This is a genomic window from Gluconacetobacter diazotrophicus PA1 5, from assembly GCF_000067045.1.
Lineage (GTDB): Bacteria > Pseudomonadota > Alphaproteobacteria > Acetobacterales > Acetobacteraceae > Gluconacetobacter > Gluconacetobacter diazotrophicus.
In genome coordinates this window covers 3870332-3888820 of sequence record NC_010125.1, presented here as the reverse complement: position 1 = coordinate 3888820, position 18489 = coordinate 3870332, and the positions used below count along the sequence as shown (strand labels likewise).

At 67.9% G+C, this 18489-nt stretch carries 16 protein-coding genes, 1 tRNA gene and 2 pseudogenes; 10 read left to right on the top strand and 9 right to left on the bottom strand.

Annotated elements, in window-relative coordinates; genetic code table 11:
* Positions 1 to 125 precede the first annotated feature (125 nt).
* From istB to GDI_RS19415, 3 genes and pseudogenes are all read right to left on the bottom strand, one after another.
* The gene (istB, locus tag GDI_RS17985; protein WP_012222757.1) at positions 126 to 905 is read right to left on the bottom strand and encodes an IS21-like element ISGdi17 family helper ATPase IstB; all 780 of its coding nucleotides are present in this window, start codon (positions 903 to 905) and stop codon (positions 126 to 128) included.
* Positions 895 to 2419, bottom strand: a pseudogene (istA, locus tag GDI_RS17980) (IS21 family transposase). The gene istB and the pseudogene istA overlap by 11 nt, the downstream one beginning before the upstream one ends.
* A gap of 161 nt (positions 2420 to 2580) precedes the next feature.
* Positions 2581 to 3638 (bottom strand): IS630-like element ISGdi4 family transposase gene (locus GDI_RS19415; protein WP_157864088.1). Its coding sequence is split into 2 segments (ribosomal slippage): positions 2581 to 3146 and positions 3146 to 3638, totalling 1059 coding nucleotides; the frame shifts between segments, so codons are not numbered across the junction.
* A gap of 99 nt (positions 3639 to 3737) precedes the next feature.
* Between GDI_RS19415 and GDI_RS17965 the strand changes: the two are divergent.
* Positions 3738 to 4382, top strand: a pseudogene (locus GDI_RS17965) (IS481-like element ISGdi9 family transposase); the annotation flags it as partial.
* A 291-nt stretch (positions 4383 to 4673) separates the two neighbouring features.
* Here the strand turns inward: GDI_RS17965 and GDI_RS17960 are convergent.
* Complete coding sequence (locus GDI_RS17960; RefSeq protein WP_012228587.1) at positions 4674 to 5090, bottom strand: type II toxin-antitoxin system HicB family antitoxin; 417 nt, start codon at positions 5088 to 5090, stop codon at positions 4674 to 4676.
* Positions 5087 to 5269 (bottom strand): type II toxin-antitoxin system HicA family toxin, encoded by a 183-nt coding sequence (locus GDI_RS19410; protein ID WP_012554491.1) that lies wholly within the window; start codon positions 5267 to 5269, stop codon positions 5087 to 5089. The genes GDI_RS17960 and GDI_RS19410 overlap by 4 nt, the downstream gene beginning before the upstream one ends.
* Positions 5270 to 5370: 101 nt before the next feature.
* Here GDI_RS19410 and GDI_RS17955 point away from each other — a divergent pair, with 101 nt between their 5' ends.
* Together GDI_RS17955 and GDI_RS17950 are read left to right on the top strand one after the other, a co-directional pair.
* Positions 5371 to 5751 (top strand): hypothetical protein, encoded by a 381-nt coding sequence (locus tag GDI_RS17955; RefSeq protein WP_043458994.1) that lies wholly within the window; start codon positions 5371 to 5373, stop codon positions 5749 to 5751.
* Positions 5745 to 6071, top strand: coding sequence for a hypothetical protein (locus GDI_RS17950; RefSeq protein ID WP_012228584.1), 327 nt, complete (start codon positions 5745 to 5747; stop codon positions 6069 to 6071). The genes GDI_RS17955 and GDI_RS17950 overlap by 7 nt, the downstream gene beginning before the upstream one ends.
* 17 nt (positions 6072 to 6088) lie before the next feature.
* Here the strand turns inward: GDI_RS17950 and GDI_RS17945 are convergent.
* From GDI_RS17945 to GDI_RS17935, 3 genes are all read right to left on the bottom strand, one after another.
* Positions 6089 to 6163, bottom strand: a tRNA-Thr gene (locus GDI_RS17945).
* A gap of 85 nt (positions 6164 to 6248) precedes the next feature.
* The gene (gene dksA / locus GDI_RS17940; protein WP_012228583.1) at positions 6249 to 6662 is read right to left on the bottom strand and encodes an RNA polymerase-binding protein DksA; all 414 of its coding nucleotides are present in this window, start codon (positions 6660 to 6662) and stop codon (positions 6249 to 6251) included.
* A gap of 175 nt (positions 6663 to 6837) precedes the next feature.
* The gene (locus GDI_RS17935; protein ID WP_012554489.1) at positions 6838 to 8436 is read right to left on the bottom strand and encodes an efflux transporter outer membrane subunit; all 1599 of its coding nucleotides are present in this window, start codon (positions 8434 to 8436) and stop codon (positions 6838 to 6840) included.
* A 186-nt stretch (positions 8437 to 8622) separates the two neighbouring features.
* On the opposite strand from GDI_RS17935, the gene GDI_RS17930 reads away from it, so the two are divergent.
* From GDI_RS17930 to panB, 7 genes are all read left to right on the top strand, one after another.
* Entirely contained in the window at positions 8623 to 9303 is a 681-nt protein-coding gene (locus GDI_RS17930; RefSeq protein WP_012228581.1) for a TetR/AcrR family transcriptional regulator, read from the top strand.
* Between the two features lie 282 nt (positions 9304 to 9585).
* Complete coding sequence (locus GDI_RS17925) at positions 9586 to 9768, top strand: hypothetical protein (RefSeq protein ID WP_012554488.1); 183 nt, start codon at positions 9586 to 9588, stop codon at positions 9766 to 9768.
* A gap of 30 nt (positions 9769 to 9798) precedes the next feature.
* The gene (locus tag GDI_RS17920; RefSeq protein WP_012228575.1) at positions 9799 to 10707 is read left to right on the top strand and encodes a YihY/virulence factor BrkB family protein; all 909 of its coding nucleotides are present in this window, start codon (positions 9799 to 9801) and stop codon (positions 10705 to 10707) included.
* Positions 10708 to 10846: 139 nt separating this feature from the next.
* Positions 10847 to 13582, top strand: a complete 2736-nt coding sequence (locus GDI_RS17915) for a mechanosensitive ion channel domain-containing protein (protein WP_081482909.1) — start codon at positions 10847 to 10849, stop codon at positions 13580 to 13582.
* A 10-nt stretch (positions 13583 to 13592) separates the two neighbouring features.
* Entirely contained in the window at positions 13593 to 15617 is a 2025-nt protein-coding gene (locus GDI_RS17910; RefSeq protein ID WP_012228571.1) for an AsmA family protein, read from the top strand.
* A gap of 38 nt (positions 15618 to 15655) precedes the next feature.
* Positions 15656 to 16234, top strand: a complete 579-nt coding sequence (locus tag GDI_RS17905; RefSeq protein WP_012228569.1) for a GNAT family N-acetyltransferase — start codon at positions 15656 to 15658, stop codon at positions 16232 to 16234.
* Positions 16235 to 16276: 42 nt separating this feature from the next.
* The gene (gene panB / locus GDI_RS17900) at positions 16277 to 17107 is read left to right on the top strand and encodes a 3-methyl-2-oxobutanoate hydroxymethyltransferase (protein ID WP_012228567.1); all 831 of its coding nucleotides are present in this window, start codon (positions 16277 to 16279) and stop codon (positions 17105 to 17107) included.
* On the opposite strand, the gene GDI_RS17895 is transcribed toward panB, so the two are convergent.
* Positions 17084 to 18430, bottom strand: a complete 1347-nt coding sequence (locus GDI_RS17895) for an amino acid permease (RefSeq protein WP_012554485.1) — start codon at positions 18428 to 18430, stop codon at positions 17084 to 17086. The two genes, panB and GDI_RS17895, sit on opposite strands and share 24 nt — an antisense overlap.
* Positions 18431 to 18489 lie beyond the last annotated feature (59 nt).

Sequence of the window (18489 nt, the reverse complement as noted above, 5' to 3'; positions counted from 1 at the left end):
AGAGAGACAAGCAATGAAGAAATTATACCAACGGTTATATGTTAATTTCTGCTGAGATTTGACCCTGGGTTTTCATCGAGAACTGACCCGGCCTTTGGTTATCTCTGCTATGTTTTATGGGCTGGTCAAGCGGTTGCCTTTTCCTTCCGGTTCCTGGGGGCGGCGGAGCTTGCGCGGAACCGGTAGCTGTCATTTCCGGTTTCGAGGATATGACAGTGGTGGGTAAGGCGATCGAGCAGGGCTGTCGTCATTTTGGGATCACCGAAGACTTCGCCCCATTCGCTGAAGCTCAGATTGGTGGTGATGATGACGCTGGTGCGCTCGTAGAGACGGCTGAGGAGATGGAACAGCAGGGCACCGCCTGATGCGCTGAACGGCAAATAGCCAAGTTCGTCCAGGATCACGAGATCGAGGCGCAGGAGACGTTCCGCGATCTGTCCTGCGCGATTGGCGGTTTTTTCCTGTTCGAGGGCGTTGACGAGGTCGACCGTGGACCAGAACCGTATCTTCTTGCGGTGATGTTCGATCGCCTGCACGGCAAGTGCGGTGGCCAGATGGGTCTTGCCGGTTCCTGGTCCACCAATGAGGACGACGTTGTCGGCACGGTCGATGAAATCCCCGGCATGGAGTTGACGGACCATGGCCTCGTTGACCTCGGCGGCCGAGAAATCGAACCCTGCCAAATCTTTGTAGGCCGGGAACCTGGCAGTCTTGGTTTGATAGGCGATGGAGCGCACCTCTCGCTCGGCGAGTTCCGCCTTCAAAAGCTGGAAGAGGACGGGGATGGCGGCCTCGAATGCCGGCGCACCCTGTTCGGTCAGTTCGGCCGTGGCCTGGGCCATGCCATACATCCGCAGGCCGCGCAGCATGACGACGAGGGCACCGGCCGCGGGATCATGACGCATGACGGGCCTCCCCGCGCAGGGCGTCATACCGTCCGGTATCGGCCTGAGGCTCGCGTTCGAGCACCAATGCCTGCGGCGCGTCGAGCCTGGGTGCTCCTGTTTTCTTGGCGTCCGTCAGACGATGCAACGTATTGAGGACGTGTGTCTTGGTGGCTACTCCCTCCTCGAGCGCGAGTTCAACCGCGCAAAGCACGGCCTGCTCATCATGCTGCAGCACCAGGGCGAGGATCTCGACCATTTCCCGGTCGCCGCCCGTGCGCCGGAGGAGGTGCGTCTGCAGCGTCCGGAACGCCTCGGGCAATTCAGAGAAGGGCGCGCCATTGCGCAAGGCCCCGGGTTTGCGCTGGAGCACCGCCAGGTAATGCCGCCAGTCATAGATCGTGCGACCGGGCACGCCGTGGGACCGCTCGACGATCCGGGGATGTTCGCATAGTATCCGTCCCTCGGCCGCGATCACCAACCGGTCGGGATAGACGCGCAGGCTGACCGGCCGATTGGCAAAAGAGGCGGGCACACTGTAGCGGTTGCTTTCGAACTGCACGAGGCAAGTCGGCGAAACCCGTTTGGTATGTTCGACGAACCCGTCGAACGGGCGCCCTGGAACCATCAGGTGAGGCACTTCCGCCGCATGGGCCTCGGCGAGGCTGCCGGGCAATTCGACATGCCTCAAGATAGTCCAACGTTCCCGGCAACGCGCCTCGAGCCAGACGTTCAGGGAGGCCAGATCAGGAAAATGCGGCATCTCCTGCCAGATCTGCCGCCGGGCGTCCTGGACGGTCTTCTCGATTTGACCTTTCTCCCAACCCGCTGCCGGATTGCAGAACTCCGCCTCGAACAGATAATGGCTCACCAGGGGCCAAAAACGCAGATTGGACTTGGCGAACCTGCCGGGGCCCAACCGGTTCCCCGCGGTTTTCCTAATGTCAAAAAATACTCGACGCGGAAACCCGCCCAAAACGCGAAAGGCTTCCGTCAGCCGGTCGGAACAGCTCTTGGTGTGTCTGGAGGGAATACGCCCGCAGATGAAAGGCCCGGCTGTAGAACAGCTGGGTGTGGGCGACCTGCAGCTTGACGCGCCGCCCTCCGATCACCGCCCAGTCCTCTCCCCAGTCGAACTGGAAGGCCTCTCCGGGTTGAAAGCGCAGCGGAACGAACACGCCGCGTCCCGTCGTCTGCCGCGCCCTTTGCTGTTCCGCCTTCCAGTTCCGGATAAAGGCCGCAACCCGTCCATACGATCCGTCATAACCCAGCGCTACAAGGTCCGCATGCAGGCGCCGCCCCGTGCGGCGCTGCTTGCGCGACTTTGACGTCTCCAGAGCAAGCCAGGTCGCCAGTTTCTCCGCAAACGGGTCCAGCCGGCTCGGGCGCCCGGCAACCTTGAACTGCGGCTCAACCGTCTCCGCCCGGAGATACTTGCGGATCGTGTTGCGCGACAATCGCGTCCGACGCTCAATCTCGCGGATCGGTACATGATCCCGGTAATGCCACCGCCGGATCACACTCAACAATTCCATGCTGATCACTCCTTTAACCCCCGGACAGTTGCTCCGGGGAAGTGTCAGACACGGGTCAATTCTCAATGAAAATTTCCGCCCCTACAGGGTCAGTTCTCGCTGGAAATCAACACGCCATGGGATCAGCCGCCTGCCCGAGACCGAATACCAACTCCTGTTTGTTAAAACCCATGTGCCCATTGTCGTAGCCCGAGGGACATGATGCGCCAGGGCTGGTCGACGAGCTGGTTCCAGGCGTGGCAGCAGATATCGACGATGTCGTCGTAGGTGCGGAAGATCCGGTTCGACAGCCAGGTATTGCGCATGAACTGCCAGACGTTTTCCACCGGATTGAGTTCGGGCGAGCGTGGCGGGAGCGGCAGGATGGTGATGTTGGCGGGGATATCGAGTTTCGGGCTGGTATGCCACGCTGCCTGATCGACGATGAGGATAGCGTGAGCGCCCGGCGCTACGGCCTGCGAGATCTCGTCGAGATGCCGGTTCATGGCGTGGAGGTTGCACCAGGGCAGGACGAGGGCCGCTCCCTTGCCTAGCGCCGGACAGATCGCTCCGAAGATCCAGGCCGAACGTGTGCGCTGATCGGCAGGCGCGCGTGGACGGGTGCCGCGTCTGGCCCAGCGGCGCGTCAGCTTCGTTTTCTGGCCGACCCTCGCCTCGTCGCCCCACCAGAGTTCGATGGCCTTGCCGGGATGCCGGGCCCGGATCCCGGCCATGACGTCGGGGAAGCTTTTTTAAAAACGTCCTGGGCCTCGGGATCCTGGGCATGGTGCCGGGGGCGTCCCGTCAGAAGGCGGAAGTCGAGGCCCCGGATAACGGCGCTCAGCCGGCTGCGCGAAAGAGAGACGCCGAATTCCTCATAAAGCCATTGCCCCAGATCAGCCTGCCGCCAGCGCACCACCCCATGCACGGCAGCGATCGGGCCGTCCTCGATCCGGCGCATCAGCGCTTCCAACATGGCTGGTGTCAGGCGGGGAACGACACCGCCCCCATGATGATCCCGCACGCCATCCGGGCCCTCGGCGTTGAAACGCACCACCCAGTCCCGCACAATCTGCCGATCCGTCCCAGCCAGTCGTGCCGCGTCTCCGCGTGACGCACCATCGTAGATCGCCGCCAGCGCCAGAAGCCGACGCGCCTGGCCCGCATGCCTCGTTGTCCGCGCCAGAGCACGCAGTCCCGCCGCATCATAATCCTCACGCAACGCTAACGCCCCGCCCATTCGGATGCCTCCCGCCCGGTTCGGCATCCTGTGAATCACAGCTCGTTCCAGAACGATACCGTCAGGCAATCACATATGAGTCAGGGCGGACCGGAGTTGGTAGAAGGCGACAAACCGAAACGGTCGAAGTTCAAGAGTTATCCGATCGGCTATTTTCACATCGACATTGCTGAAGTCCGCACTGAAATGGGGCGCCTTTATCTTCTGGTGGCGATCGACCGGACCTCGAAATTCGCTTTTGTCCAATTGCACGAGAAAGCGACACGTCGCGTTGCCGGTGACTTCCTGCGTGCTCTGGCCGCTGCGGTTCCCTACCGCATCCATACCGTGCTGACCGATAACGGCACGCATTTTACCGATCCGGCCGGCAATGGATGGACACCCGAAGACATCAAGGCCATGCGGGCGGATGGTGTCCTGTTCCGGTGCCACTCTTTTGAACTGGCCTGTGCTGATCTCGATATCGAGCATCGACTGACAAAGCCGCGACATCCCTGGACGAATGGCCAGGTCGAGAGGATGAACCGCACGATCAAGGACGCCACCGTCAAGCGCTTCTACTACGAAACACATGACCAGTTGCGTCAACACCTCGCCGACTTCGTTACCGCCTACAATTTCGCCCGCAGGCTCAAGACCCTGCGCGGCCTCACTCCATATGAATTCATTTGTCAGCAGTGGGAAAAAGAACCATCACGGTTCATACATAATCCGCACCACCAAATCCCGGGACCAAACATCTAGGCGAATAACAGCGGCGGTCAATCAACCGGCCCCCTGGGAAGGGCCATTATGAGAGCCTCGGGCTGTGGGTAATGGAACTCGGCCTACAAGAGCAGGGCTATTCCACCCAGCCGGTATGTTCATTACCCAGTTCCCCAAGCGGTAAAATACTAGCAGACCAAGAACAAATGGGAGGCCAGAAAGGCCGGGCAGAACTTCAGCTACGAAACCGGTTGTGTGTTGCACACGGCAATTCTATCCGCGCTTCTCCCGGCCGGTCACATGAATTCGCGGTGGGGCAACGGGTGCCCGTCATGCGCTTAGCGCCAGCTTGGCGATAAACCCAGAGCGTGTTTCTCCCGCATCTTTTGCCCGGCTGTCCAGCCGAGCCAGGACACGACGCGGAAGTGTGATGTTCACACGCTCGGACGTATCGTCGAACAACGTAGGATCGACGCTCGCAAAGCCCCAGATCCATTCCGGTCCAGACCATTCCAGGCTGGCGCGCAGGCCATCGAGCGACGACGGACGCGGGATGGACTGCCCGTTATCGATGGCATCTTCGACCCATAGAGCGATGGCCTCGGAAGCATTGCTCACCGCCTCGTCGAACGTGTCGCCGGCGGAGAAGCACCCCGGCAAATCAGGCACGACAACGCCATATGCCTCAGCGTCCGAACCGCGCTCGATCACGATAGGATATCGCATTTTCCCCTCCTGCCGGGTCATTTCAATCCGGCCTGCTTGCGAATGGCGGCGACCAATCCCTTTCCCAAGCCCTTCTTGGGATGGGGCACCGTGACCGAGTGTCCGTGATCGGGGTGGCGGAATATGTGGTGAGAGCCACGCGACCGAACCTCCATCCATCCCGCTTTCTTCAATTCCCGGATCAGGTCGGCGCTGTTCATGTACCTCTTATACACACGATACACATCTTCGGCAACGGAAGAGTGTGTGCAGTGTGTATTTTGGCGACGATCGGGGCAATGAGACGTACCGGGAAACAGTCTTGGCCGCGCAGAACTTCCGCAACGTGGCAAACCGGACGGCGCCCGCATCGACGGCGACGACCAAGAGCACCATCGCCCCGCTGGGTTTGGCCTTGCTGTTCGCTGCTGGACTTGATTGCAGCGCCTGCACCATGACCGGCAGCACGACCACGATCGACACGGCCGAACTGGCGGCCGATGCCGGCGCGATCGATTTCGCTGCCCAGGCGATCGAGAGCATCCCCACGCTGTCCTCGCACCTGAGCGCGGACCAGGTCGCTCAGGTCAATGCGGCCCTGACCCGGATCAAGACCATCACGCGTCCACGTCGGGCTCGATCGACATCAACACCGGCAAGGGCTGGGCATCGTCCCTGGCGACCGAGTTCCAGACGGTGCTGACGATCGCGGGAACTGTGGCGTCGGCCCTGGACCCGTCCGTAGCCGGCTACATCGCGACGGCCGAGCAGATCATCCCGCTGATCGAGGCGGCCGTGGGCCTAACGCCGGCGAAACTGTCGCTGCGGCCGGGTTCGTCGGCGACTGTCCGCGTGAACGGCTCAGTGGCATCGCCAATCCGCCTGCGCGTCTGGGGTCAATCCCCAGCCCAACCCGCGTTTGCCTTGCATGACCGTAGCGCGATCAGAATCGCACGGATGGGGGAACAAGGGCCACGTTTCCCCGTTCGTCTGGCCGAGGAAATTGCAGGCACTACATTTTAGGAAATGTAGGAAAATCATGGTGCTGCTGGACAGGATTGAACTGTCGACCTCTCCCTTACCAAGGGAGTGCTCTACCACTGAGCTACAGCAGCAGCGTGGGACGGGTTCCTACCGCCTCTGCCGGTGGGTTGCAACCCCCCTCGGCGAGAAAAGGCGACGGACCCGGCCCGGGGGTGGTCAATCGTCGCGGTGGATCTTTTCCATCCGCTCGTGCCGCTCCTGCGCCTCGATCGACAGGGTGGCGATGGGGCGCGCTTCCAGCCGCTTCAGGCCGATCGGCTCGCCCGTTTCCTCGCAGAAGCCGTAGGACCCGTTCTCGACCCGCAGCAGCGCCTGGTTGATCTTGGAGATCAGCTTGCGCGCACGGTCGCGGGTGCGCAGTTCCAGCGCGCGGTCGGTCTCGACACTGGCGCGGTCGGTAATGTCGGCCTCGTGAATCCCGCCTTCGGACAGGCTCGCCAGGGTCTCATCCGCTTCCTTCAGCAGATCCGCCCGCCACTTCAGCAGCTTCTGGCGGAAATATTCCACCTGTAGCGGATTCATGAATTCCTCGTCTTCCGAGGGGCGGTAATCGGGAGGCAATGTGATCATGATACGCGTCCTTGACTTTCGCCCCCGGGCAGGACCTCGGCCGGCGAGGCCTCGCCGGACCGGGGCCCGCCGCGAAACGGGCGGCTTATACGCTGCCGACCGCCATCCGCCAAGCCCGAAGACTTGCAAAACGGCCCGGACCATCCCCGCACGCCGCGTCCGGCCCGAATCGGCCTCATGCCGGGGGGGCCGCGCCGGGCGCGGCACCGGCCAGGCGGGCCGGGGCCGCCATCTGGACCGGGAAGGTATTTTCCCACCCGCCGCCCAGCGCGGAATAGAGCTGCACCAGATCGGTCGACAGGCTGGCCGTGCTGCTGGTCAGGTCGGTCTGCGACCCCAGCACCCGGCGTTCGGCATCCAGCACCGTCAGGAACGTCACCATGCCGTGGCGATACTGGTCGCGGGCCAGGTCCAGCGACCGCTGGTCGTCGGCCACCTGCCGCGCCAGACTGTCATGGCGCATCTGTTCGTCACGATACGCGGTCAGGGCGTTGTCGACCTCGTGCCAGGCGCCCAGCACGGTCCGGCGATAGGTGATCGCGGCCTCCTGCTCCGCCGCGTGGCGCAACTCAAGCTGCCCGCGCAGCCGCCCGCCCTGGAAGATCGGCAGGCTGATCGACGGGCCGACATTCCACGCCCGGGCATTCCAGAATCCGAAATCGCGGAAGGACAGCGACTGGAAGCCGAATCCGGCGTCGATGGTCACGCGGGGATAGAACTCGGCCACTGCCTCGCCCACCTGCGCGGTGGCGGCATGAAGCTGCGCCTCGGCCTGGCGGATGTCTGGGCGGCGGCGGGCCAGTTCGGACGGCACGCCGGCCGGCACGCGCGGCGGCACGGGCGGAATGTCACGGTCGGTCAGCAGTTCGCCGGCCAGGGCGGACGGCGGCGCCCCCAGCAGCAGGCTCAGCGCGTTCACCTGCAGCGCGATCTGCTGTTCCATCTGCGGAATGCGCGCGGTGACGGAATCCAGTTGCGACTGCGCGCTCTGCACGTCCAGTTCGCTGACCAGGCCCGCCTGGTTGCGCTGGCGGCTGAGGTCCAGCGAGCGGGACGCGGTGTCGCGATTGTCCAGCAGGATGCGCAGTTGCGCCTGGGCCTCGCGCAGGGCCACGTAATCGCGGGCCAGTTCGGCCATCTGCGCGGTCAGCACGCCGCGCCGTTCCTCGACCGAGGCCTGCAGGTCGGCGCCCGCCGCCTCGTACTGCCGGCGCACGCGGCCCCACAGGTCGACCTCCCACGTCGCGTCGATGCTGTCGCGCCACTGGTCCAGCAGCGGAATGGTGAACTGCCCGGACTGGTCCGCCAGGTTGACCCCGCCCAGCGGCAGGTTGCCGGACTTGCCGACATCGCTGACGATCCGCTGCAATTCCTTGGTGCTGTATTGCGACCGGGTGTACGACCCCGCGGCGCTCAGCCCCGGATAACGCTCGGCCCCGGCAATCCGCAGTTGCGACCGGCTCTGCGCCAGACGGGCGGTGGCGATGGCGACGGACAGGTTCTGCCCGGCCACCCGGCGTTCCAGCGCCGACAGTTCGGGATCATGGAACACGTCCCACCATGCGGGGTCGGGGGCGGCATCCGAGATATCGCTGCTGACAGGCGGCCTGGATGCCCCAGAGGTCGACCCGGGGGCTGAACCCACCCAATGCTGGCCCGCCCAGTGCGGCGGCGCCCAGGCCACGGGCTTGTGGAAGTCCGGCCCGACCGCGCATCCGGTCGCAAGGACCGACAGCCCGACGATCGCCGCCCGCCAAGAATGTCCCCTATGCACCAGACGGCCCCCTGTTACGCTTCGATCCCGCCATCGCCCTATCGACAGGACAGGAGGCGGTATGACATCATCCACCAAAACTGACCGACCCGTTCGGTCATTACCGCCACCCTATCGGCTTTCCTCGGCGGGTCAATCCGTCCGGACCGGGAAAGCAACGCACCGACCACCGGAGAGACCACGCACATGCCAGCCGCCCCGCCCCCCACCGCGCCGGACCTGCCGGGGGCATCGGCCGCCAAGCGGCAGCAGATCCTGGAAGGCGCCGGGCGAATCTTCGCGGCGCATGGATACGAGGGCGCCAGCATGTCGCAGATCGCGCGGGGTGCCGGCGTGTCGAAGGGAACGCTGTATAATTACTTCGACAGCAAGGCGACCCTGTTCGCCGCCTTCATCCAGCAATGCGCGTGCGAGAAGCTGCCCAGGCTGTTCGAGACGATCGGCGAGGAACGCACGCCCGAGGACACGCTGGTCGGCATCGCCACCGCGATGATCCACCTGACCACCTCGCCCCTGTCGCTGATGCTGAACCGCATCATCGTGTCCGAGGCCGCGACCTTTCCGCACCTGGCGGAAACCTTCTGGCAGGTCGGGCCGCAGAAGGCGATCGGCATCCTGGCCGACTGGCTGACCGCCCGCACGCGCGAGGGCACGCTGACAGTGCCCGACCCGGTCCTGGCGGCGGAACTGTTCTATACGCTGTGCCAGACCCGCATCACCGGGCGGAAGCGGATGCAACTGCCCGTCGATTCCGACCCCGACCACATCGCCCTGATCGCCCGGGCGGTGACGCGCATGTTCCTGAACACGTTCCAGACCGGCAAGGGGCCACCTGTCCCCGAGCCGCACCCACACGTCACGGCTTGATCTGGATCAACGTTTCGCCACGCCATACGCAGCATCATGGCGGCGGAGCGCTTCCTGCACTCCAGATCATGTGGGAAACCGGGGCCCTCGGGTTCCGGTTTTTCCGGGCTGCCGCCTGGTCGCGCCGCCCCACCATCACGCTTTCGTAATCGCATGGGCGGGACGGAACCGCCCCTGCCGCCACCTGTTTCGATCTGCGGGCGCGACGCATGCGCCGCCGCTCGCCGACCCAGCGGCGGCACGGCGTCCCGCCTGCAACCCGATCGGATGGCGAGGCCCCCCATGACGATAACCGCCCCCCGACCGGCGCCGGAAGGCGCCCTGCCCGACAGCGCCGTGATCACCCTTGTCTCACGCCCCTGCGCCACGGTCGCGATCCGCGACATCATGCCCGGCGTGCAGGCCGAACTGAACGCGGTGGGCGACATCATCCGGTTGCGCCTGACATCGGACTGGAACGCCTGAGCACCCCGCCCGGCATCCGCGAGCATCGCCATGATCGGGACGGCCTGGGCGGTCATCCGCCAGTCGATCGCGAACTTCATCGATGACGAGGGACTGAGCCGGGGCGCCGCGATCGCGTTCTACACGATGTTTTCCATCGTGCCGGTGCTGGCGATCATCGTGGACGTCGTGGGCGTCCTCTATGGCGCGGAGGCGACGCGCGGCGCGGTGTTCGACCAGATCCGCGCCGTGATGGGGCCGGACAACGCCGGGGCATTGCAGGACATGCTGATCGCATCCCACCGCAGCCCGGCCAGCCTGCCCGCGCGGATCGCCACCGTGGCCATGCTGCTGGTCACGGCCACCGGCGTCTTCGGGGAATTGCAGACCGCCCTGAACGTCGTCTGGCGGCATGACACGGCGGACGGCATCGCCGCCCGGCCCGCGGCCGCCCCCCCGCCCGATACGCCCCCGCCCGCGACTCCCCCGCCTGCCACACCCTGGATGACGGCCCTGCTGTACCAGCGCGTACTGGCGCTGGGGCTGATCGCCGCCCTGGCCGGCCTGCTGCTGGTGTCGCTGACGGTGAACACCGCGCTTGCGACCCTGCTGGGCCATATACACTGGAACTTTCCAGGCCAGGTGCGCCTGGTCCAGGCGCTGAACCTGAGCCTGTCGTTCGGCCTGGTGATGACGCTGTTCGCCGCGACCTTCCACCTGCTGCCGGACCACGAACTGGCCTGGCGCGACATCTGGACCGGGGCCGCCATCACCGCGCTGCTGTTCATGATCGGCGAGACCCTGATCGGCCTGTATATCGGCAACCTGGTCTCGGCCACGTCCTACGGCGCGGCCGGGGCGCTGATCGTCGTCATGCTCTGGATCTATTATTCGGCACAGATCTTCCTGCTGGGCGCGGAATTCACCCGCGCCATAGCGGCACGCCGCACCGGCTCCTGACAGCCTGGTTGCGCAGGCGCGCGGGTGGGCGGTCCGGCCCGCGACCACCCCAACGGGCAACCTTCACGGCGCGCGGCACGTTTTCCACCACATCTGCCCGCGATCGCGGGCCACCGCCCGCCCATCCCATGGAGGTTCCATGCCTGCCGACGCATGCGCCTGGCAACGCCCTGATTCTTCCATCATTCCCTTCCGAAAGCCGGCTGCGATCCTGGCGGCGGCCGCCCTCCTGCTGGCCGGCATCGCGGGCGGCCCGGGCCTGACGTCCCCGGCCCGCGCGCAGGACACCGCGCCGCCGGCCACGCGCCCGGCCGCCCCCCCACCATCCTCCCTGCCGGCCGAATCGCGGCCCCTGCCGGACCAGGCGCAACTGCGCCACCTGCTGCGCACGCTGGACGACCCGGAGCGCCGCGCCGCCTTCGTGCAGGACCTGCGCACCCTGGCCACCCTGCCGCCGGGCGCCGCCCCCGCCATGGGGGTCCCGGTCGCCCCTGCACCCGTCTCGGCGCCCGCCCCGGCGCCAGCGGCGGCCCCCGCCCGGGCCCCGGCACCGGCGGCCCGGACCGCCCCGGCAGCGCCCGCCCCCGCCACGCCGGCCCCGGCGGCCCCGGCCGCCCCACCGGCGCAGCAGAAGATCGCCCTGGCACCCGGCAGCCTGGGCGCGCAGACCCTCCACGGCCTGACCCTGGCCGCCGGCACGCTGGGCCAGCGCCTGAGCCGCTTCGGCGCCCTGTTCGCCGACCTGCACATCGTGGGCGTCTGGATACGGCACATCACGACCCCCGGGGCGGCCCGCACGCTGCTGGCCGCGCTGTCCTGGCGGCTGGGCCTGGCCATCCTGGCCGGACTGGTCGTCGAACGCCTGCTGGCCGTCCCGCTGGACCGGCGCGTCGCCCGCATGGACGCGTACCTGGCCACGCGCCTGCCCCCCATCTCCACCGCGCCGCCCGAACCCGCCTTGCCCGAGCCGTCGGATGCCCCCGCCCCCGACCTTGCGGAACGCGGCACGGATGCCGATGCCAACCGCGACGGGCCGGAACCCGACCTGGCCGAGGCCGGCCCGCCGCCCGCCTCGGACATCGAGGCCGCCCGCGCCGCCGACGCCCAGTCCCGGCGCCGCGCGCTGCGGCTGCTGCGGCTGCTGCCCTGGATCGCCCTGCGCCTGGGGCTGGACATCCTGCCGCCCGCCGCCTTCTTCGGCGTGGCCAGCCTGGTGGCGAACAGCCTGACCGCCGGCCTGGCCGACGGGCCCCGGCTGCTGGCGATCATGCTGGTCGTGATCAACGCCTATGCCATCGGCCGGCTGGCGGCCCTGGTGCTGGGGGTGCTGCTGTCGCCCGGCCTGCCCCACCTGCGCCCGCTGCCGCTGCGCAACGACACGGCGCGGGTGCTGCTGTGGTGGGCGACCGGGCTGGTGGCGGTGCCGGTCACCGCCCTATGCCTGATCGATATCGGCGACATGCTGGACCTGCCCGAACCCGGCCAGACGCGATCGGCCGCGTGTATCCTGCTGGCGGAACACCTGCTGCTGGCCGGGCTGATCCTTCAGGTCCGCGTCCCGATCGCCCGCATGCTGCAACCGTCGCGCCGCCTGCGGTCGCGCTTTACCGGCAGCCTGTTCGACGGGCTGGCCGAGCGGTGGTGGATCGTGGCGCTGATCCTCGACTTCGCGCTGTGGCTGGTCTGGGCGGCGGAAATCCCCGGCGGCTATGTGCGGATCTGGCGCCTGTTCGCCATCGCCGCGGGCGTCCTGATCGCCTTCCGCATCGTGGCGTCGCTGCTGTTCGGGCTGCTGGACCGCCTGTTCCGCGCGCCGGAGGACGCGGAGCAGCCCCTGTCCGACCTGTCGCGGCGCGGCGCGCGCTATTACCCCTATGTGCGGCGGACCCTGTCCTGGATGCTGGCCATCGCCGGCACCGTGGCATTGCTGCAGGCCTGGGGGCTGCCGGCCTTCGGCTGGTTCGGCACCGGGCAGATCGGCCGGCGGCTGATCTCGGCGGCCGCCACCATCCTGGTGGCGCTGGCGATCGGCATCGTGATCTGGGAATGGGTCAACACGGTGCTGGACCGGCAGATCACCCGCTATACCAGCAGCGCGCAACCCATCCGCGCCATGCGGCTGCGCACCCTGTCGCCCATCCTGCGGACGATGCTGATGGTCTGCCTGATCGTCGTGGTGGCCATGACGGTGCTCAGCGAGATCGGGCTGAACATCGCCCCGCTGCTGGCCGGCGCCGGGATCATCGGCGTCGCGGTCGGCTTCGGGTCGCAGAAGCTGGTGCAGGACTTCATCACCGGCATCTTCCTGCTGCTGGAAAACGCCATGGAGGTCGGGGACACGGTCACCGCCGGCGGCCTGTCGGGCACGGTCGAGACCCTGTCGATCCGCACCCTGCGCCTGCGCGCCTCGGACGGGTCGGTGCACATCATCCCCTTCAGCGCGGTTTCCACCGTCACCAACACCAATCGCGGCCTGGGCAACGCCTCGGTCTCGGTCGACATCGCGCCCGGGCAGGACATCGACCACGCCGCGTCCGTGCTGACCGACATCGTGCACGACATGCGCGGCGACCCGGACCTGGGCCCGGGCATGCTCAGCGACCTGCAATACTGGGGCGTGAACGCCGTTTCCTCCCAAGCCGTCACCCTGCTGGGCCAGATCGTGTGCACCGACGCCGCGCGCTGGCCGGTCCAGCGCGCGTTCAACCGCCTGCTGGCGCTCCGCTTCGCGCAGGAAGGCATCCGCATGGCCCGCCCGGTGCAGCAGGTGGACCTGGTCCCGCCCCCGGCCCTCCCCGCGCCGGATACCTCCGACGCCGATGCCTCCGGCCCTGATACCTCCGCCACCCTCCCGCCGACACGGCGTCCGGCATGAAAGGCACCCCATGAGCAAAGCCCCGTCCAGCCGCCCCACCGGCCCGCGCCGCGGCCTCCGGCCCTGGCTGATCGGGCTGGGCAGCCTGGTCGCCCTGATCGTCGTGCTGATCCTGGTCTGGTCGTGGGACTGGTTCATCCCGCTGGTCGATTCGCGCGCCAGCGCGGCACTGCACCGCCGCACCACCATCGCGCACCTGCATGTGCGGCTGGGCCGCATCGTGACCGTCACCGCCGACGATTTGACGATCGACCAGCCGGCGGGCTTCGAGGATGAAAAGCAGCCCTTCGCCACCGCCCGTCACGCCACCGTCGCCATCGACGCCTGGGACTGGCTGCGCCACGGCACGCTGTCGCTGCCCCTGATCGCGCTGGACGGCCCGCGCGCGGATATCGTCCGCCGCAAGGACGGCCCCGGCAACGCCACGACCAGCAACACCACCATGGGGCCGCCCGCCCAGCCCGGCGCGCCCGCCACGAAATGGCCGACGATCGGCGAGTTGCGCATCACCGACGGCGCCCTGCGCGTGGCCGACGCCCCGCTGCGCGCCGAAATGGCGGCCACCCTGCACACCACGCCCCCCAACCCCGCCGAAGGCGATCGCGGCCGCATCGTGGTGGACGCCACCGGCCGCTATGCCGCCCAGCCGATGACCCTGCATGCCGTCGGCGGCGCGCTGCTGGGCCTGATGGACCCGGCCCACCCGTACCCGCTGGACGTGACGGTGCGCAACGGACCCACCACCGCCGCGCTGGCCGGCACCATCGACGACCCGTTCCATTTCGCCGGCGCCCGGCTGACGCTGCATTTCAACGGGCCGGACATGTCGCTGCTCTATCCGCTGACCGGAATCCCCATCCCCGTGACCCCGGCCTACGACCTGACCGGACGGCTGGACTACAGCCGGCGCATGATCCGCTTCACCGACCTGCGCGGCCGCCTGGGCTCCAGCGATATCGGGGGCGCGATCAGCGTCAATCCGCACCAGGCGGTCCCCTTCGTGGACGCCACCCTGCATTCGCACCGGGTCGACCTGGTCGATCTGGGCGGCTTCATCGGCGCCCGGCGCAAGGGCGCGAAAACCCCGGCGGAGCAGGCGGCGGAAGCCAAGGACCCCAACGTGCTGCCCGACACCCCGGTCAACATCCCCAAGCTGCGCGCGATCAACGCGCACATGGTCTATCACGGCGACCATATCGAAAACCGCCGCGTGCCGCTGGACAATATCGACGCCGACATCCGCATCGACAGCGGCACGATCGACGTCAGGCGCCTGAATTTCGCGGTGGGCAACGGCACGCTGGCCAGCGTCGTCACCCTGACGCCGGCGGCCGGCGGATTCGCCGCCAGGGCCCGCCTGGACTTCGCGCATATCGACCTGTCGCGCATCATGCAGGCCACGACCGGGACCGGCGCGCGCGGCATCATCGGCGGCCACGCCACCCTGGCGGCCACCGGCAATTCGCTGGCCAGCCTGCTGGCCCACGGCACCGGCGGCCTGACGCTGGTGCTGGACCAGGGCGGCGACCTGTCCGCCCTGCTGCCCGACATGCTGGGCCTGCGCCTGGGCAATGCCGTGCTGTCGGCACTGGGCCTGCCGCAGAAGACCGACGTGCAGTGCTTCATCGCCGACCTGCCGCTGAACGAGGGCATCGTCCAGACCCGTACCCTGCTGTTGCAGACCGGTTCCACCCGCACCCTGGGCAGCGGCACCATCGACCTGCGCCGCAACGCGATCGACTACGCGCTGACCACCCGGTCGCTGCACTTCACCGTCGCCTCGCTGCCCGGCGCGTTCCACATCACCGGCCCGCTGAAGGACCCGACCGTCCTGCCCGGCGCCGAGGTCATCGGCCGCGCCGCCGCCGCCGCCGGGCTGGGCGTCGTCATGCCGCCCCTGGCGCTGCTGCCGACCATCCAGTTCGGCGTCGGCGAGGGCTCGGTCTGCGCCCGCGCGGTGCAGGAGGCCAATGCCAACCCCGCCGCCGGGATCGCGCCGGGGGCGTTGAGCCATCCCCGGAAAAGGAGGAGATAAAAGGAAGCAGAAGACTTCGATTCGTTCAGGGACCTCGTATGACTGACATTATCCGCCCGGCGTGCGACGCCGATGCCGCCGCCCTGCCGGAACTGGAGCGGACATCGGGCGAGGTGTTCCGCGGCATCCCCGACCTGGCATGGATCGCGGATGACGACGTCATGCCCGCCGAGGCCCACCTGGCCGCAATCCGGGACGGCACCTGCTGGGTCGCGGCCGACGCCACCGGCATTGCCGGCTTCCTGACCGCCCGCGCGGCCGTCGAGGACGGGACCGGCCCGGACTCCGGCCGCCCGGTGCTGCATGTCTGGCAGATGGCGGTGGCGCCGGGCCGGCAGAGGCGCGGGCTGGGCCGCCGGCTGCTGGACCACGCCGCCGCCCACGCCGCCCGCCATGCGTTCGCGTCCCTGACCCTGACCACGTTCCGCGACGTACCCTGGAACGGCCCGTTCTACGCCCGCACGGGCTATGACCTGCTGGCCGACGCGGCGCTGACCCCGCGCCTGCGCGCCATCCTGAAGCAGGAGGCAGCGCACGGCCTGCCCCCCGCCCGGCGTTGCGCCATGCGGCGCACCCTTCCAAGTTGCGCCATGCGGCAGATCCTTCCAAACAGCTAACCCCGACGCCCCCGACGCGTCCGATCTTTCGCGGAGCCCCCGATGCGCATCACCCTCTTCGACGTGCAGGCCATGAAGCCCGCCGGCCAGCGGATCGCCATGCTGACGGCTTACGACCACCCCTCGGCCGTGCTGGCCGAACGCGCGGGCGTGCCGATGCTGCTGGTGGGCGATTCGCTGGGCATGGCGGTCCACGGCTTCGACACCACCCTGCCGGTGACGCTGGACGACATGATCCGCCACGCCCGGGCCGTGGTGCGGGGCACCAGCCGCGCCCTGGTGGTGGCCGACCTGCCGTTCCTGACCTACGCGACCGAAGCCGACGCCATCGCCTCCGCCCGCCGCGTGATGCAGGAAGCCGGGGTCCAGGCCCTGAAGCTGGAGGGCGGCGCCACGATCGCGCCCACCGTCCGCCGCCTGACCGAACTGGGCGTGCCGGTGATGGGCCATCTGGGCCTGACGCCGCAATCCCAGCACACGCTGGGCCTGCGCGTGCAGGCCAGACAGGCCGCCGAGGCCCGGCGCCTGCTGGACGACGCCCTGGCCCTGCAGGATGCCGGCGCGTTCGCCATCGTGCTGGAACTGGTGCCCACCGAACTGGCCCAGGCCGTGACCCGGCGGCTGCAGATCCCCGTCATCGGCATCGGCGCCGGCGCGGGCTGCGACGGGCAGGTGCAGGTCTGGCACGACATACTGGGCCTGTTCCCCGGCAAGTCGCCCCGCCACGCCAAACGCTTCGCGGAAATCGGCACCGCGATCGAGGACGCGCTGCGCGCCTACGTCAGTGAAGTCCAGTCCGGAACCTTCCCGACCGAGGCGCAGAGCAGCAGGATGAAGCCCGACGAACTGTCACGGGCGCTGAACGCGGAATAGACGCTCCCGCGCCAGCAGCAGGCCGCCCAGCCACACGGCGTCCAGCGCGAAGGGCACGTACAGCCGCCCGACCCACACGATGTCCAGCCCGATGGCCAGCAGGAAGGCGATGGCGACCAGGTTGCTGGCCGGCGCCCACGGCAGCGCCGCCACCCGGCGCGTGCCCGCGCCCGCCCCCGCCCCACCGTCGGCGCCGCGCCGATAGGCCAGGTGCGCCGCCATGATCGTGACCCAGACGAAGATCAGCAGGAAGGACACGCCCTGGATCGCGTAGCCGAACAGCCGGTCGGGCAGGAAGTAGTTCAGCACCACCCCCGCCAGCACGGTAACGAACGAGGCCGCGAACGCCAGGGCCGGCACGCCGTTCGCGGCCCGGTCGCGCAGCCGGGCCGAGGCCATGCCGCCCTCGGCCAGCGACGCCAGGGTCCGGCTGGTGGCATACAGCCCGGTATTGCACGATGACAGCGCCGCCAGCGCCATGACCGCGTTGATGGACGCGGCCGCCGTCGGCAGGCCCATATGCGTGAACGCCAGCACGAACGGGCTGTGCGTCGCGTCGGCCTCGCCCCACGGCACGATGGCCATGATGATCGCCAGGCTGCCGACATAGAACACGACGATGCGCCCCACGATGCCGTTGACCGCGCGCGGCAGCACGCGCACGGCGTCCTCGGTTTCCGCCGCCGTCAGGGCCACGACCTCGGTGCCGCCGAAGGCGAACAGCGCCATCGGCAGGATGGCGGCGAAGCCCGCCGCCCCGTGCGGCAGCATCGTGCCCGCCTGCCAGATATGGGCGAAGGATGCGCCCGGCCCCGCCAGCCCCACATGCAGGACGATCGTGGCCAGCCCGCACAGGATCAGCGCCACGATGGCCCAGATCTTGATGATGGCCAGCCAGAATTCCATCTCGCCGAACGTGGCGACGGCGCGCGACCCCACGGCCAGCAGCACCCCGCCCAGCACGGCGGCGACCGACCATTGCGGCACGGCGGGAAACCAGTAGCGCACGAAGATCCCGGCGGCGGTGATTTCCGAAATGCACACCAGCGTCCAGATCAGCCAGTAGCTCCAGCCGGTCAGGAATTCCATGCGCGGGCCCAGATAGCGCCCGACGAACGCGTTCAGCGTCCGCCCCCCCGGATCGCTCAGCGCCAGTTCCGCCGCCGCCCGCCCGATGAAGAACACGATGATGCCGCACAGCACATAGGCCACCAGCACGGACGACCCCGCCTGATGGATCGCCCCGCCCGAACCCAGGAACAACCCCGCCCCGACCGACCCGCCCAATGCCATGAACAGGATATGGCGCTGCTTCAGACCCAAGAACCCGCTCCCTTGACTCGCCGGGCCCCCACATCGTTGCGCCGCCCGAACCACGCGCA